The organism is Enterococcus sp. MSG3299 (assembly GCF_050555765.1).
Taxonomy (GTDB): domain Bacteria; phylum Bacillota; class Bacilli; order Lactobacillales; family Enterococcaceae; genus Enterococcus; species Enterococcus faecalis.
Window position 1 is genome coordinate 26058 of sequence record NZ_CP187870.1, and the last position, 16016, is coordinate 42073.

The following is a 16016-nucleotide window of genomic DNA, read 5'->3' on the forward strand; positions in this document are numbered from 1 at the left end:
GATTTATAAGTGAATAAACAACAAAGGACGAGTGAACAGATCACTCGTCTTTTTTTTGTACAAGTGTAAAAAAATAGTGATTGCAAAGAAAGGAGTTGATAAGGTGCCATTAAAAAGTAAAGAGCCGCGCTTAGACTTTCCAATTGAAGCCATTACGAATAATTTTCTTTTTACAACCTCTAACGACGTGTGGGTAGGTTATAAACTTGCACACCAAGTATTTCCTTTGAATAATTTAGACTTTTTCAAGGAATACATAGAGGACGGAAAAGGCGTATTCGAGCAAGACACGTTCGACTACCATTTTATGAATATTCCAGAATACTTTGATCTCGACGAACAGATTGAAGCGACAATCGATAACCTGGTAAAGGGAAGCTTTGCGGATTTAGGAGAAACCTATTTCCGACAAGCGGGTGATATTCTAAAAGACGAAGTCCAAATGAATAAATATAGTACGTATTTGTTCATTCGTTTTACCGCACCTATACAAGTTGCTAATCCTATGGAGTATATAGAATTGTTCAAGGAAGTTGGACGTAAGGCAATCAATGCTTTAACAGGGGTTCATGTACCAGTTAGCCAACTTTATCGCGCATATCAAGGATTAGAAAACAAGATTTACAAAGACTTATCAAATTTTAAAAATGTGGAACGCATGGATCCAAGAACCATAGGTCGATTGTTTTATTATTTCTTTCACCGTGCAAATACCCGTTTACCTGAACGAACGTTACTTCCGGAAGAAATGACGGAGGGGATTATTGAAAATAACACGGGATATATGACTATTGAACAATTGGATAAAACACATTACCTTGCTTTTTTATCGTTGATCAGTTTGCCAACGAGTATGTTTGGAAGTGCGATTATACAAAACTTGCAGGATAGTTTGAGTACCACGATTGAAACCCATGTCAAGGTTACATTTCGCCACCCAGATAAAGATAAACGCGATGTACACAAACGTCGTAAAAGAATCTATGAACAGGACAAAGAGCAAACACAAGTTGACGGTATTTTAGACGAAGACGAAGTGATTTTATTTGGTGAAGAGCGATTGCACGAACTAAGTAAAAAGATACGTAGTAAAGAACGACGATTGTGTCGTATGACGACAACGTTTGTACTTTCAGCCGATAGTAAACAAGCATTAGAAGAGAAAATAAAAGAACTCGAATTTGTTTTGGACGGTACAGACTACAAGTTGTATCGTCCGCTAGTCGACCAATTAACATTGTTTAATCAGTGTTTAATTGGCGCTAAGAGTCAATTTAAAAGCTATGAGCATGTTGTTTCAACAGGTTATGTAGCGGACCTTGGAATGGATTTAGAAAAAGAAATTGGTAACCGCTATGGCATGCCTCTAGGTCGTGTCATAACTGCTAAAAAATTCAAGTCCGTACAACAGGCACTTTCTTTATCAAGCAAAATCGTATGGTTTTTCCCAAACTTGACTAAAAAAGCCATAGAAGGCGCACAATATACAAATGGGAATACGCTAATCATTGGCCCACCTGGGCAAGGAAAGTCAGTACTTGTTAAGTACATTTTCTTGTGGTTAACGTTTTTAGGACAAAAAATACTTTATATTGATCCTAAAAATGAAACCGTCCTTTTTTTCAAACGAGCATTAGATAAATTCGGACATATTCCAGAATTTAAAGCTTTGTATCAACGCATTAACTTTGTTTCGTTATCAAGTGAAGAAAAGTATCGGGGAATGTTAGATCCATTGCTATTTCTGCCAAGAGAAGAAGCTATTCAAACCGCACGAAACGTGTTAGAAAATTTTGGTGAAGTTACGACAGACAGTCACACTGCAAGTGACAAGAAGACGCTAATTTTAGATTCTGTCAATGCGGTGATGAAAGGTAAAGGGAAAAAACACCTAACGAAAGTAATCGAGGTTATTCGCGAAAAAGACCCTAAATTAGCCAATTTAATCTCTGGCCACAATGTTGGGTTAGGTAAAATTCTTTTAGGGAACGATTACAGTGAACCTATTCGCTTTGAAAATCAAATCAATGTCTTAGGTACCCAGGGGCTTAAAATCCCTACACAAGCGGAAATAGACAGCGGACGATTAAACAATGAACAAATCGCAGGCATGTCAATTATGGAAGTTATTATGAAAATGACAACGATCTTCTCTACAGATAAAACTGAAGATGCTGCGATTATTTTCGATGAAGCGAAAGGATTTGAAGACACGGCCCAAGGACGTTTTCTAATTGAAGGAAGTTTACGCCAAGGACGTGCGAACATGACCGATATATACCTTGTCACACAAGCGTTTATGGATTATGATAAAGAAGATAAAAAAGAACTATTGTCTTATAAATTTGCGTTCCGGCCAAACCAAAAAGAAGCACAGAAAAAAGTTTTAGAATTTTTTGGTATGGATACGAACCCAGCAAATATTCAGTTAATTAATGAACTAAAATCAGGGACTTGTTTATTCCAAGACCATCGAGGGCGTAGCCAGCCTATTGCAATTGATGTTTTATTCGATAGTTGGTTAATGGCCGTTTCGTCTACTAATAAAGAGGATGAAGCTACTCAAATGGCGTTGGCAATGGAACAAGGATCATAAAAAAGGAGAAGTGAGCATGAAAAAAGTACTACCTTTTATTGCCTTAGTCGGCTTGTTATTGTTGTCAGGTTGTGGATCAGATATGAAAAAGATATTGACTGCCGATGGTGGTAAATGGGAAGGAACGGGTTTTGGTGTGTCAACTCAATTCACTTTTTATAAAGATGGAGAAGTTAGTTTATTAGAGTCTGGGTCAAGCTATAGCGGAACATACAGTTACAATGATAAGGAAGAAAAATTGACTATAGATATAAGTAATATAGGCAAAAATATATTTTCTGATGTAAAAGAAAAGAATGGGAAAATAACTGCTAATTATGGGAAAAACACAATATCTCTTGAAAAAGTCAAAGAAAAATAAGAGGTGATACCTTGAACAAGAAATTATTAATTAAAACAGCCTTACTGTTTCTAGTAGGCTGTTTTTTTGTTGTTACACAAACTACATCTGTTAATGCAGCACCTAAACCTGATGAAAATAAAGTTATTGTTACAGAGCCAACTACTAATGTAGATACAATTTATGATACTTACAAAGACAATGCTTTTGAGTTAATGACTAAAGAAAAAGAGAAAGAATCTGTAACGGGTTTTAATGAAGCCATCACAAATGCTTCTGCGACAATAAAGACTTTTGTCTGGTCAATGGTAAAAGGACTCGGAGAGTTTAATGCAGTTATGGTAAAAACACTATTTAGTATGGATATTATAACTGCTATTAAGCAACCGATTATGAACCTAACGTCTAGCATAGCAACTAACATGTTGGGCATTGCGGGAACGATTGGTATTGCCTTTGTCTTTGTTATTTTAGGTGTAAAATTTATTGGACAACAACGATACAAACGGTTTTTTGGTATTTTTTTAATGACGATTCTTATTTTTACGGGTCTTTCCGTCCTAAAAGATGCCAACACGTCCAATTCTTTGTTTGATATGATGTTTAGTGTAGATAAAGAAGTTGAGACTGCATTTGTGAATATTAATCCGGTCTTAGGTGATGTTAGTGTACCAATGACAGAGAAAGGAAAAGATAAGAACGGAAATGAAGTAGAGCAAAAATTATCTGCAGATCAACGAGCAAAAAGTGCAGGAAATTTAATTGCTTCACGTGTTTTTTACACCAATGTGTATGAACCTTACTTGCTCATGAACTACGGAACAAGTGATGTTAATAAAATCCGTAAGAAAACAGTGAAGTATAAAGACAAAGAATATGATCGAATCAACTTATTGTTAGACAACGATATGAATAGCGAAGAAAATGATAAGTTAATGGAAGAAGTTGTAAATTACGAAAGTAAAGACTTAAAGAACCGATCAATTATGTATTATAACAACTGGACCAATACTTTTTATGGTTTGTTTTACCTGGTAGTTAACTTCATTCAAACAGTGGTGTATTTTCTGTTAAGTTTCTTACGATTAATTATTGCTGTCATTCAATTGTTCCTATTGCCGTTGTTACCGTTATTGTTGTTCGCAGGACTCTTTTTAACTGAAACCAACGTCTTTGCGAATTACTTTAAAACCTTTGGCATGACTATTTTTATGAAGGGAATGGTTGGTTTTGCGACTATTTTCTTTGCAAGTTTCTTATCACTAGGTTTTCAATTAAGCAATCAGACAGAAAACGTGTGGCAGAAGATATTAACGATACTTATTTATCTTCTTACACCGCTTGGCTTGTATGTCTTCCGGAAATTCTTTGCTAATCTTGTCACGGGCCGTGTTTCACTTTCTGATGGTGTCGGGTTTATCGGAAATCCTTTTGGCACAGAAGCTAATATGCGTAGAGCGGCAAAAGAACAAAAGCAAGAGAATAAGGAGCGCAGGAAACAGGCACAAGAAGAACGTAAAGCAGCTATTAAAAAACGTCAAGAAGAAGCAAGGAAACATGGTAAAGCAGAAACTGGCTTAAAACAACGACCATTAAATAAAGAACAAGAAAAACGTAGTGCACTACGCCGTGAGTTGAAGCCAAGGCCTCAACATAAAGCGCCAAATGCTATCGAAAAAGCACAAGAAGGATTAAGACAAGCGCACGAAAAAGGACGTATGCAAGAACAGAAATCTGAAGAACAACTCAAACGGCAGCAACAAGAATCAGCTCGTCAAAAAGAATATGAAAAAGATCGATTGAAAAAACAGAAATCACTTAAAAAAATTAATGATCAAAGCGACGAATCAACCAATTTAACAGCTTTAAGAAATCAAAATCGGCGTACTGGACAGCGAAGTAAAAAACGCGAAACAGGTCATCAAACACTTATGAAACGACAAGGAGAAAAAGTACTTCAACCAACAAATAAACCAAAAGATATGAAAAAGCAAGTGGTTGCTCGTAGTCCAAGACGAACAGGACAACCAACGACTCGTCAAAATATCCAACCAAAAGTAGCGGCCCAAACGGTCAAACGGAGTGGTGGAACGTTGGGAAGTAATCCTGCCTATCGACGTCCAGAAGTACGAAAAAAAATGGATCAAGTGAAGCAAGTAACGCAAGTTGATGTACCTCAAACGCATTCTACACCACAACGTGTACAATCCAAGGTAAATGAGCCAATCACACGTATGAATAGACATAATACGCCAATCATTAAGAAAGAAAAGAAAACTAAACAACCACCAGTTGTTCGCAGAGAACGCAAGAAACCTGGTACACAGAAGATAACAAACAAACCTAAAGGAGTGAGACAACCTCGTGCAAGGAAATAATTTGTTTAACAATGGGTTGCTACAACCAAAGAAACCGCCAATAGGGCAAGAACAACAAAAAATGACTCGCTACCACCAACTCCGACTAGTCTTTGGATTAGTCGGAGTTCTTTTATATCCTTTTGCGATTTTAGGCAGTATTCCATTACTAATTGGTCTAGCGGTTGATAAAAAAGACAAGGCTGCAAACGTATTTGATATGGATTATGAGAGTTTTTTGAAACGAAATAGTATTGTCTTTCTTAGTTTTTCAGCTGTGTTATTTGTAATAAATGTCTTTGCATTTATCCTCTGGATTCCCAGAGGGTATCTGTCTGCGTATCTTCTTTTCCCCTTAAATCTTCTTCATACAGCACTGCGTTTTAATTGGGAGACAATAGTCGCTTTACTTATTGGGTCAAGTGGAATGGGAGCCATTTTTTTGGCATTTTCTTCATTTGTGGCAAAACGAAAAGTGATTTCAAAGGAAGACGAACGGAAGAAAATAACCGAATCAAAAGCCTACAAAGACCGAGAAAAAAATAAATTTGAAGAGTCGCAACGCTTCACAGATGAACAAGAAGAAGCGTATGAAGAAGCAGTAGAAACGGTTGATATTGACAAGTATAAAGAACTATCCAATCAATTATTGCTTGGTACAAGTGAGTTCGGGTTGCCGTATATCATCAACTTTTCAGAGTTCAATCAGCATGTTCTTGTTCCCGCAACGACAGGTTCAGGGAAAACAACGTTACTTCAATTACTTGTCCAACACGCAGTCAAATTTAATTTTCCGGTGATATTGATTGATGGAAAAGGCGCTCGAGATACATTAGAAAGTATGCGAGAAATTGCCAAATTTTATGACAAAGAAGTGCATGCTTTTACGGATGATGGCGATATGAGATACAACCCAGTAGAGCATGGAAATGACATATCTATTCGAGATAAGTTAGTGTCTTTAGCCGAAACAGAAAGTGTCTTTTATTCAGGCGCAGCGAAAGCTCTTTTGCAAGTAACAATTCAATTGTTAGACGAGTTTAAAGGAGCCAAGGTTACTTTATCTGGAGACACTCGTACGACAGAAACCGTTGAACGAAGTCTACCATTTGTTCAACGATTTTTACTTCCGAGAAATGTTTTACACTTATTTGCGGATGCGATTTTACCAAACAATCCCAAACTATTTGAGATTGAAGTAGAAAAGAAAATACAAAAACCTAAGAAAAAATCAGTGAAAGAAGGAAGCGAGATACTGCCTGATTCAGACCTTGATAAAGAAGAAAAAGAGGAAGATTCACAAATTAAGAACAGTAAATTTAGAAACATTTCCCAACTAGGAATAGCACAAAAAGAAACGGAAACGATTGTCCTTAATCCAGAAACATTAGATTTAGACTCGTACTATTTATTACTAAAACGAAACCTAAGATATTTGCCAACAGACAAAGAAACAGGAGAAAATATCAAACAAAAATTGTTCGAACGATTATTTATTCGTTATGAACATAAAGATTCACCGTTTTATTTGTATGCCACATCAGAAGCATTACAGACAAACATTAACATGTTATTGGACAGTGAGTTAGGAAAATTATTTGATACTAAAAACGCAAAAAATGTTCTCGATGTGCAAGAAATTGTCAATCAACGAAAGTTAGTTTACGTATCGTTCAATGGATTGATTTACAAAGAATATATCCGCACTTTAGCGCAAATGTTAGTCGGAGACGTAAATTATTTTGCTTCTGAAATGTATCGAAAAAATGTGAAACGTGAAGTCCTTGTGATTTTTGATGAACCTGCTTCTTATCTAAATGAAACGTTTATTGATATGGTAAATAAAGGTAGAGGTGCAGGTGTTTACGGTATTTTCACCCCTCAAACGATGGCAGATATTGCAAAATTAGGCGATAAATTAATGGAACAACTTGTCGGAAATGTTAATACTTTGTTCATTGGAAAGACCAACGAAAAAGGTGAAGCCGAGTATTGGAGTGAAACAATGGGAACGTACCAAGACATTGATGTAACTTCAGTTACGGAACAAGAAGATGGCTATTCAGATGTTGGAAAATCTGATTGGTCAGGAGATAGAGGAACCAAACGTAATGTAGATCGCTTCAAAATTAGTCCAAACAAGATAAAAGAATTGCGTACAGGGGAGTTTATTATTTATCGTACAGCAGAAAATGTAAACCTTCCACCACAGAAAGTTTACGTGCGAAACGCATTAAATTGGCTTAAAAATAATAGTAAGATTTAGAAGAAATAGCAAATGAAAAACGAGAGTAGCCATAGAGTAAGCGTAGAGTAAGTATAGAGTAGGTATAGAATAAAAAATCTAGGAGAGCGGTCCTCGGCGCTTGGTATAAAAGGCTTTCTCCGCCTGCAAAATTCCTGACCATTTTCGCTCAACGTGGGTTAAAACCCCCATTAAGCGAAAATGGTCAGGAATTTTGCAACTACGAAAAAAATACCAAGCGCCGAGGACAAACAGAATAGAGTAAAAAAATAGAATGAGTAAGGTGATAGAAGTAATAAAAATTAAAGAAAAAAGTTCAAAAGATAAAGTTCAAAAGATTAACAACTACCCCTTGCGATAGACGCCCCTTCACCAAACCTTGAAGGGACTATCGCCCAAAGCAACAACCTCCTAAATCCTCCACCAAAACTTGGAGGACTTAAAAGCTGAAAAAGAATTTCTACACGTTGTTCCGAAACTCTTTTTCAATGAAACAAATAGGCTTTGCCTATTTGTACTTTTTATAGAAATGCGGTGATATTTTGAAACCATTACTATATAACTATTACATTGATTACACTAAGAAAGATAAAACAAGGCTAATTATTTTATGTCTACTCCATGAATTAAGAGTTATCTCAGTTCAACAATTAATTGACTTTTTCCAAATTGAACGGTTATCAGCAGAAAGCACAGTTTATAAGCACTTAAATTTATTAAAAACAGATGGATTAATTGCCCGATCAAAAAATGGAATGCACACGTTCTATTACCTAACAAAAGAAGGGCATAATTACATTGGTGGGTACTACACCTTGCCAAAAGTTCCTGAATACAATTTACAACACCACTTACAAATTAATGATTATCTGATAAAAATGTTGGAACTTTGTAATAAGCACCCGCACCTTAAGGCGGTAGTATCAGAACGTCGAAAAGTATATGAAGTAAAGGACGAGAAGAAAAATCAAAAAGGCGTAAAATACTTTGTTCCTGACTTCATTTTTATGTTTTTGGATAGTATTGGACGAGAAGTAGAGTGGCAATTTGAAATAGAATTAACACTAAAAACAAAACGACGTTATAGTCAGGGTGTGTTTCCGAAATACATTAAACATTTAAAAAATTATGAAGATGCACGCTTAATTTATGTAACACCTAGTTCAATCATTAAAGAAGAACTTGATATGTTTAAAGAATATTTTATTGACAAAGAAGGGGACGAGTACAAAGAAGTGTTTGATCGATTGCATGTTTTTTCAGCTGAAGAATTTGAAAGTGAATTGAAACGATTACTAGAAAAAGATAAATTCATTAATTGGGAGTGAGTTTCATGAGAAGAATAGAGAAAGAATTCAACAAGAAGCTAGCCGGTTACGAAAGAGAGTTAAAAAAATTAGGCTGTCTGGATGATGAAACAGGACTTATTCCCATAAGCAAAAGACGATGGCATGTCATTTGGTGGCAACCTGTTACACTTGCAAAAACAATTGTAAGATCTTTTCGATTAACGCTAGATAATGAAAATTTATGTATTTTAGGAGATGTAGAAATCACTATTTATCATGATGGAACATATGGTATTTCTAAAGAAGCTGTCCCAATTTTTATTAATGACTTATTGTCTTTAAAAAAGTTAATTACTATTTTCTATGGAACACCTTTTAACTTAAATTTTGAAAAAATTCGCTGCGTTAATTTTAACAGGTATTGTGTCACTATTCCTGAAATTTATGTCGAGAAATTTGAAGTATTAATAAACTACTTGATAATTTTAAGTAGCTGCTTACATGAAGTAAAAAAGCACGTAGAATATGATTAACAAGCTTTTCTTCTTTCAGAAGAACACCAATAGATTGGTTGAGTTCGCATACGCTCACCTAAGAGAGGAAAAGAACGAAGTCAAGCTTCGTTCTTTTTTCTACGTCGGAGAACCGACGTAGTGATTCAGACGCAAAAACCATGCGTCTGAATTAGGCCCGTTTTTAGGAAGGGCTAGTGTGTTTGATTTATCAGTTCTCACAGCCGTGTAATTTCTAATATTCCCTAATCGTATATCAGTCACTCGGCGAGTATAACCTAAAACATAACCTGTCGGAGGTCAAGGGCAAGTGGCATCGGCAAGCCGACCCTTGTCCTCCGACAGAACATGTTTTCTAGTCGGTTATGCCGAACGACCGATATACGAAAAGGGAATCTAACCAGAATTTCCCCTCTGACCTTTGAAAACTGAAAAGCGAAATCAAACAAACAGGCCTTCGTCTAAAAACGAGCCTAATCAAACCTTAGGGGTTGCACCCCTAACACCCGGCGCCTCACTCTCTCAACCGAAAAGGTTGGTTGGAAAAGCGTTGACAAAAACATATTTATTTATTGGTTGTTTGAATATAAAAAATGAAAGAAGGAAAGCAAAATGCTAACAACAAAAGAAAAAAACAGATTTAAAAAAATGGTAGAAGGAAACAAAACGTTTCATTATTCTTATGTCGATAGACTTAGACAAGATGTAAGATATTACGTTAATCAATGTGAATCAGCTGTTAAAGCTAGAGAAAGCATGGAAATCTTAGAATTTATCTACAGTCTATTTTCTGATAAAGAGTTACCAGCATGGTACACAAAAGCCGACCTTGAAAATGATAAAAAATCAATTGAAAAATTGGAACGCTGGGCAGCTTAGCTGTTCAGCAACAATCAGAAAGGGCGATTAGCATGAAATTTATCAAAGATGTAACGACATTAGAAGAATTGAAACGCGTATATAAAAAGCTAGCTTTAAAGTACCACCCTGACATGGGCGGTACTGATAAAGAAATGGCGCAAATAAATAACGAGTATGAAGCGTTGTTCGATAAGCTTAAAAATACACACAAAAATAAAGAAGGTGAGTACTACCAAAAAGAAACGACAGAAACACCGCAAGAATGGCAAGAAATCATACACAAGTTGTTAACGCTAAAAATGGAAAATGTTTCAATTGAAGTGATAGGCGCATTCTTATGGGTATCAGGGAACACAAAGCCTTATAAAGAAGAGTTAAAAGCTTTAAATATGAAATGGAGCAACAACAAAAAGTCCTGGTATTTAGCCCCTGATGGATATAAAAAACGTAGTAAGAAAAAATACGATATGAGCGATATTCGCAATATGTATGGTTCGCAGGTAGTGAAAGAAGAACAAGTCAAACAAAAGACATTAACAGCGTAAATAGGAATTGAATTACATTAGGAAAAAATTAGGTTCTACGTCCAAAGAGGTTTTACCTCTTTGGACGACCAAATAAAAAAGAAAGAAGGAATCAAAAATGATTAAAACAAGTGCAGTAGGAAGATTAACAAAAAGTTCAGAACTAAGAGTAACGTCAACAGGGAAGGCCGTTGCTAATTTTGCATTAGCTTGCAAAAGAGAAAGACTTGATAAAGACGGGAATGCCCAAACGACTTTTATTCAATGTGTAATCTGGGGGAAACCTGCAGAGGTGTTAGCAAAATATACGCAAAAAGGTTCATTAATTGCAGTAAATGGTGAATTACAATCACGTTCTTATGATGATCAACAAGGACAAACGCATTATGTTACAGAATTAGTCGTAGCAGGCTTTGAATTTTTAGAATCAAAAGAAACTGTACAAAATAGAGAACAAAAACAACAAATGCCAGAAATGGCGAACGCCGAACCGTTTTATGGTATGGATGATATGGAACCGCCTGCTTATCATTAAAATTTATCTGAAGGAGGGAGAAAATGAAAAAGTTAATCGGTAAAAAGTGGCTGCTGCTTACAGCAGTAGCCACTTTTTTATTATCAGGATGCGCAAGTCTTGAACAAAAAGCACAGGATAGTGTAAAAGAAGTTACTGAAAATGTTACTCAAACTATTTCAAACGATCAACGTATACCAGCTGATTTTGTTAGGCACGTGGATGGCGATACCACAGTATTAAAAATTGACGGAAAAGAACAAAAAGTTCGGTTTTTATTAATTGACACACCCGAGACTGTGAAACCGAAAACAAAAGTTCAGCCGTTCGGATTGGAAGCTAGCAAACGTACAAAAGAGCTTTTGTCTAATGCTTCAGAAATTACTTTTGAATATGATCAAGGCGATAAAACAGATCGCTACGGCCGAGCGTTGGGTTATATTTTTGTAGATGGAACATTACTACAAAAAACACTTGTGAGTGAAGGTTTAGCACGTGTGGCCTATATAAAAGAACCTAACACTAAATATTTGTCAGAACTAGAGCAAGCCCAAGAACAGGCTAAAAATGAGTCACTCGGAATCTGGAGCATACCAGGTTATGTGACACAACGGGGGTTTAGTAAATAAATAAGAAATCGCTATGAATTATTGAAAGTTTTTGGCGAGAAATTATAACACATTATGTTGTTGTTAACAACATAATGTGTTATAATTATATACATAAAGGAGGGGTAAAGGTGGCTACTACAAAAAAGAAACCTATACATGTAAATGTTGATGAAAATTTAAAAGAAGAAGCAGAACAATTATTTGATGATTTAGGGTTAAATATGACAAGTGCAATTACGATTTTCTTAAAACAGTCTATTAATGAGCAAGCAATTCCTTTTATGATTAATAAGGGAAACAAAGAGACTCTACAAGCATTAAAAGACATTAAAGAAGGAAATGTTCATGGTGGATTTTCTTCCGTGGAGGATTTAATGGAGGATTTAAATGCTTGAAATATTTTACACGAACCAATTCAAAAAAGACTTTAAGAAAGCAAAGAAACAAGGAAAGAATTTAGAGAAATTAAAAGAAGTATTAGTACTTTTACAAGAACAGCAAACATTGCCGCCAAAGTATAAAGACCATGCACTAACAGGAAATTATATAGGTACACGAGAGTGCCATATTGAACCAGATTGGTTACTGATTTATAAAATTGACGGTGATAAATTGATCCTAACTTTAGCCCGAATAGGCTCACATAGTGAATTATTTCGATGAATCGGAAAGATATTACAAATCAATAAAAAACACTACTAAACGACCAGACGAATAGTAGTGTTTTTTGATTATGCGATTGTACTAAGCAATTTTAACACAATAAAAAATAATCATGCAAGACTAGGGCGCAACAATCTATTATAGACGTGCGCCTTTTTTAGTTCGGGAAAAGGGAATGAATCCGTTGTTCCGCGGCGGTGCGGTAGCCCTTGCTCCAAAACCAACGGATTAACTGCTGCACTCAACACGAGTCAATTAAACGTTCTCTACCCATTCGTTTCGATTGGGGAACGTTTCCTTTTCCTACTCGTTCCTCGCTTAACGGAAAAGGCCATTGACACGAGTTGTTCCTTGTGGGATCACAAGGAAGCGTTCCGCAGTGATTAACATTTCTAGTAGGTATTTCATACCTACTAGAAAACAAAGTCAAGGGCGTTCCGGTCAAAAATCCCTTTTCTGATGTCAGAACAGTGTCACGCGACCTTTTTCGTTTTCAGGCCGTTCATTTTGCAGTGTGTAACGCGCTGCTCACTGTTTGCTACAGTACCACAGCCAGTCGAAAAAACAAGGGTATATAAACGAGCAAGCTCGCCCTTGTTTTTTCTTTATGTCTATGGTCCTTCCACGGCACAGCGAGCGACACGAACACACTGGCGAAAATGAACAACCTAAACAAAAACGAAAAAGGGGGTAGACTACACCGTTTGACGAAAAGGAATTTTTGACCGTCCAGCTTCACTTCCTCAAACGCCTAACAAAAATGGTTGTTCAAAACCCAAAAACCTGAAAGGAGGTGGTTAAAATGAATGAGCTACAATTAAAACTTGACCTAGAAAAGGCACAACTGGAATACCAAAAATTAAGCCAAGCAATCAATGAAAATGATACTGTCACGCTGTTATTAAATTATGGTTGTTTAAAAAATGCCAATGACCGTTTAAACCAACTATCATTTTTGTTGAACCACATTGAATGGAAGGACGTGTAAGAATGGCTGAAAAAAAGAAAAAATACTGTGTGACAATTGTTGAAACCTTAGAGGTAGCTGTATATGTTTATGCAGAAAGCGAAGAACAAGCACATGAATTAGTTTCTAACATGTATTACGACCAAGAAATAATCTTAACAGAAGAGAATCACGAAACAACAGAATTTATCATTTAAAACAACGAAAGAGGTGAAAAAGATATTTTAGAGGTATTGAATTATATCCACGAAAAAAGCACAAAAAAAGAAACCTTTTGCCACTAACAAAAGATTTCTAAAAAATTGGTAGTTATACCTGAATAAATTTGTAATTCAAGTATAACGTATCTCATGACCTTTGACAAGTGAATTTCCCCCAACCTCTTATTCATAAGAGGTTGGACTAACAAAAGAAACGAGGGAACGTTATGGATTTTCAAAATATACAAACTGTAAAAGAATTAACACACGCACTCAAACAATACAATCAAAATCTAGCAACCACTATTTTTGACGACACACAAGGCTATATAAGTGTAGCATTCAAAAAGGACAAGATAGAAAAGAACGGAAACGACTTTCAATTTTTATGTTTCTATCCTAATTATGAAGTAGCCCTTTATCCAGTCGTGACATTACTTTCTTATCTTGAAAAGCTACCAGAACAAGCAACCGTTGCGATTAAAGACCCTGACGGTAACTACTCGTCCCTTTATCTAACCATTGATGAAACGATAGATAAAGGGACGAAATACAAGTGGCTAGTAATTAGCGACAGACTTTCTTATGAACGCTTTTACTTAACTAGTCAATTGACTATACAAGAGCAAGCACTGGAAAAGATGTTAAAAGAACTAGAAACCGAACCTAACAATAGACTAGAAGCCATTCACGACTGGCTATGCCAACAAACCGATAAAGACCTTTTGGTTGGTATTTTAAAGGAAAATAGAACATTGAAAGGGGCGGAAGCTTACTGCACTCAAAAGGCCTATGAAATACGTAATGGCAACGGGGCAATGGCTAGTCATATTACTGTTTTTAACTGGGTTAGAGAATATTATACGCTTGACGAACTGCCAACGGATAAGCCAAAAATACAAGCGACAATAAAAAGCGATTATATCAATCAAAAAATACAGCGACCAACACCAGTAGAAACCAAGAATAATAACGAAATAGATTTGTTTGAGGGGGAAGATTTTTAATGAATACTACTGACTATGTAGAGAATAAATTACAACCGCCAAGAGCGTTCTTTGAATGGTGCTACTCTTCTTTTCGGACATATGTATGGAAAAATAAAAATGAAACCATTGTTTCTTCAACAAGAAAACACGATTGGATAATTGAGAAAAAATTGAGAAAGAACTCTCGATTGACCTTTTATGATTCAAGCAGTTGTTTTCAGATTATACTAAGTACAAGTAAGCGAATTGAAGTACAGACCTACAAAGTTATTTCAGAGTATGAAAATGGAGTGCAATGTTTTCGTGAACAGCTAGAATGTATTGAAATATTTTCAAATAATCAACATATCAAGATTGGAAAGATATGTTTACCTGTATATTATGGTTACAATATGGGCATAGCCTTATATCCTAATGAATGGAAAAAGCGTTTAGAACGTGTGTCAGAGTTGAAATATCTAAATTTAGAGCGATTAAACGTTGATAATTTAGCTACCACGTACAAATATAGAACCTTGATAGAATTTGCTCAGAAAATAAATGCTCATAAATTAGCATATGATGTTATGAGTGGTGCAGTAGACATGCGAATACTTACAAAGAACTGTTTAAGGAAGTACAAAACATTTTTAAAGAATACAGACAATAGTCTAAAAGAGATACAGCTAAAACAAACATTTGAAAGCTTAAACATACCAATGGTAAAAGGGATTGAAAAATACGTATTAAAGAGCGACATATCCGATTTTCCAAATGAGATTGGCGCTGTTAAGTTTCAGAATTGGTTAGTAAAGCAAGGAAAGTCATTTAAGTATTATCAAGACTACCTCAATATGTTAACGCTCCTAAAAATAGAAATAAACAAACGTAATCAGTTACCGCCAGATTTAGAAGTCGCACACGATTGTGCAGTAGATAGAATTAATCAGTTGAACTATGAAAAAAGGGATAAAGAAATAAATGAACGTTTGAAACAACTAAGGAAGTATGAACGAGATATTGATGGGTACACATTTGTGTTACCTAAACGAGCAAACGACATAAAAAAAGAAGGAAAAGCACTAAACCATTGCGTAGCAAGCTATATAAGCAGACACGCAAAGGGAGAAACAACGATTATCTTCGTAAGAGAGAAGAAGAACCCTCAAAAATCTTATTTCACATTAGAGTACAACTACAATAGGGTTGTTCAGTTACAAGGAAAGAAGAATCGACAAAAGGTACCAGATGAATTGAAACAAGCGGTAGACAAATGGGTCAAGGTCATTAAAGATTAAACGTTAGGAATGCTAAGAAAAGACCGTTCTTAGCATTCCTAACCGAAATCTAGGACAAAATCCATTGTTCC

General features: G+C 35.7%; 16 protein-coding genes. All 16 read left to right on the forward strand.

The window, feature by feature from the left end; translation table 11 throughout:
* Positions 1–103: 103 nt before the first annotated feature.
* The 16 genes from IGL23_RS13760 (at position 104) to IGL23_RS13835 (ending at position 15945) form a co-directional block, all read left to right on the forward strand.
* Complete coding sequence (locus IGL23_RS13760; RefSeq protein WP_430619697.1) at positions 104–2596, forward strand: ATP-binding protein; 2493 nt, start codon at positions 104–106, stop codon at positions 2594–2596.
* Positions 2553–2957 carry a hypothetical protein gene (locus IGL23_RS13765; protein WP_002387766.1) on the forward strand — a complete coding sequence of 135 codons (405 nt, stop codon included), beginning with the start codon at positions 2553–2555 and terminating at the stop codon, positions 2955–2957. The genes IGL23_RS13760 and IGL23_RS13765 overlap by 44 nt, the downstream gene beginning before the upstream one ends.
* Before the next feature lie 11 nt (positions 2958–2968).
* The gene (locus tag IGL23_RS13770; RefSeq protein ID WP_010714819.1) at positions 2969–5314 is read left to right on the forward strand and encodes a CD3337/EF1877 family mobilome membrane protein; all 2346 of its coding nucleotides are present in this window, start codon (positions 2969–2971) and stop codon (positions 5312–5314) included.
* Positions 5301–7559 (forward strand): type IV secretory system conjugative DNA transfer family protein, encoded by a 2259-nt coding sequence (locus IGL23_RS13775; protein WP_001161872.1) that lies wholly within the window; start codon positions 5301–5303, stop codon positions 7557–7559. Before IGL23_RS13770 ends, IGL23_RS13775 begins: the two co-directional genes overlap by 14 nt.
* 521 nt (positions 7560–8080) lie before the next feature.
* Entirely contained in the window at positions 8081–8866 is a 786-nt protein-coding gene (locus IGL23_RS13780; RefSeq protein ID WP_000803546.1) for a winged helix-turn-helix domain-containing protein, read from the forward strand.
* A gap of 5 nt (positions 8867–8871) precedes the next feature.
* Positions 8872–9360 (forward strand): hypothetical protein, encoded by a 489-nt coding sequence (locus IGL23_RS13785; protein ID WP_002412099.1) that lies wholly within the window; start codon positions 8872–8874, stop codon positions 9358–9360.
* A gap of 591 nt (positions 9361–9951) precedes the next feature.
* Positions 9952–10218: a hypothetical protein gene (locus IGL23_RS13790; RefSeq protein ID WP_002368091.1), complete on the forward strand. Its 267-nt coding sequence runs from the start codon at positions 9952–9954 to the stop codon at positions 10216–10218.
* Positions 10219–10250: 32 nt separating this feature from the next.
* Positions 10251–10745, forward strand: a complete 495-nt coding sequence (locus tag IGL23_RS13795; RefSeq protein WP_002368092.1) for a J domain-containing protein — start codon at positions 10251–10253, stop codon at positions 10743–10745.
* Between the two features lie 97 nt (positions 10746–10842).
* Positions 10843–11259: a single-stranded DNA-binding protein gene (locus tag IGL23_RS13800; protein ID WP_002368093.1), complete on the forward strand. Its 417-nt coding sequence runs from the start codon at positions 10843–10845 to the stop codon at positions 11257–11259.
* A gap of 23 nt (positions 11260–11282) precedes the next feature.
* Positions 11283–11867, forward strand: coding sequence for a thermonuclease family protein (locus tag IGL23_RS13805; RefSeq protein WP_002368095.1), 585 nt, complete (start codon positions 11283–11285; stop codon positions 11865–11867).
* Positions 11868–11977: 110 nt separating this feature from the next.
* The gene (locus IGL23_RS13810) at positions 11978–12244 is read left to right on the forward strand and encodes a type II toxin-antitoxin system RelB/DinJ family antitoxin (protein ID WP_002369771.1); all 267 of its coding nucleotides are present in this window, start codon (positions 11978–11980) and stop codon (positions 12242–12244) included.
* A complete protein-coding gene (locus IGL23_RS13815; RefSeq protein WP_002360769.1) occupies positions 12237–12512 on the forward strand; it encodes a type II toxin-antitoxin system YafQ family toxin in 276 nt (91 codons plus the stop codon). Before IGL23_RS13810 ends, IGL23_RS13815 begins: the two co-directional genes overlap by 8 nt.
* 802 nt (positions 12513–13314) lie before the next feature.
* The gene (locus IGL23_RS13820; RefSeq protein ID WP_002368099.1) at positions 13315–13500 is read left to right on the forward strand and encodes a hypothetical protein; all 186 of its coding nucleotides are present in this window, start codon (positions 13315–13317) and stop codon (positions 13498–13500) included.
* Positions 13485–13676, forward strand: coding sequence for a DpnD/PcfM family protein (locus IGL23_RS13825; protein ID WP_002401572.1), 192 nt, complete (start codon positions 13485–13487; stop codon positions 13674–13676). Before IGL23_RS13820 ends, IGL23_RS13825 begins: the two co-directional genes overlap by 16 nt.
* Before the next feature lie 230 nt (positions 13677–13906).
* Entirely contained in the window at positions 13907–14686 is a 780-nt protein-coding gene (locus tag IGL23_RS13830) for a Cas9 inhibitor AcrIIA9 family protein (protein ID WP_002368102.1), read from the forward strand.
* Complete coding sequence (locus tag IGL23_RS13835) at positions 14686–15945, forward strand: PcfJ domain-containing protein (protein ID WP_002368103.1); 1260 nt, start codon at positions 14686–14688, stop codon at positions 15943–15945. Before IGL23_RS13830 ends, IGL23_RS13835 begins: the two co-directional genes overlap by 1 nt.
* The last annotated feature ends 71 nt before the right edge of the window (positions 15946–16016 follow it).

What these genes read in the sequence shown, in the direction of transcription:
- IGL23_RS13765 (WP_002387766.1), top strand. Translation starts at nt 2,553, where the DNA reads ATGAAGCTACTCAAATGGCGTTGGCAATGGAACAAGGATCATAAAAAA.
- IGL23_RS13785 (WP_002412099.1), top strand. Translation starts at nt 8,872, where the DNA reads ATGAGAAGAATAGAGAAAGAATTCAACAAGAAGCTAGCCGGTTACGAA.
- IGL23_RS13790 (WP_002368091.1), top strand. Translation starts at nt 9,952, where the DNA reads ATGCTAACAACAAAAGAAAAAAACAGATTTAAAAAAATGGTAGAAGGA.
- IGL23_RS13795 (WP_002368092.1), top strand. Translation starts at nt 10,251, where the DNA reads ATGAAATTTATCAAAGATGTAACGACATTAGAAGAATTGAAACGCGTA.
- IGL23_RS13800 (WP_002368093.1), top strand. Translation starts at nt 10,843, where the DNA reads ATGATTAAAACAAGTGCAGTAGGAAGATTAACAAAAAGTTCAGAACTA.
- IGL23_RS13805 (WP_002368095.1), top strand. Translation starts at nt 11,283, where the DNA reads ATGAAAAAGTTAATCGGTAAAAAGTGGCTGCTGCTTACAGCAGTAGCC.
- IGL23_RS13815 (WP_002360769.1), top strand. Translation starts at nt 12,237, where the DNA reads ATGCTTGAAATATTTTACACGAACCAATTCAAAAAAGACTTTAAGAAA.
- IGL23_RS13820 (WP_002368099.1), top strand. Translation starts at nt 13,315, where the DNA reads ATGAATGAGCTACAATTAAAACTTGACCTAGAAAAGGCACAACTGGAA.
- IGL23_RS13825 (WP_002401572.1), top strand. Translation starts at nt 13,485, where the DNA reads ATGGAAGGACGTGTAAGAATGGCTGAAAAAAAGAAAAAATACTGTGTG.
- IGL23_RS13830 (WP_002368102.1), top strand. Translation starts at nt 13,907, where the DNA reads ATGGATTTTCAAAATATACAAACTGTAAAAGAATTAACACACGCACTC.
- IGL23_RS13835 (WP_002368103.1), top strand. Translation starts at nt 14,686, where the DNA reads ATGAATACTACTGACTATGTAGAGAATAAATTACAACCGCCAAGAGCG.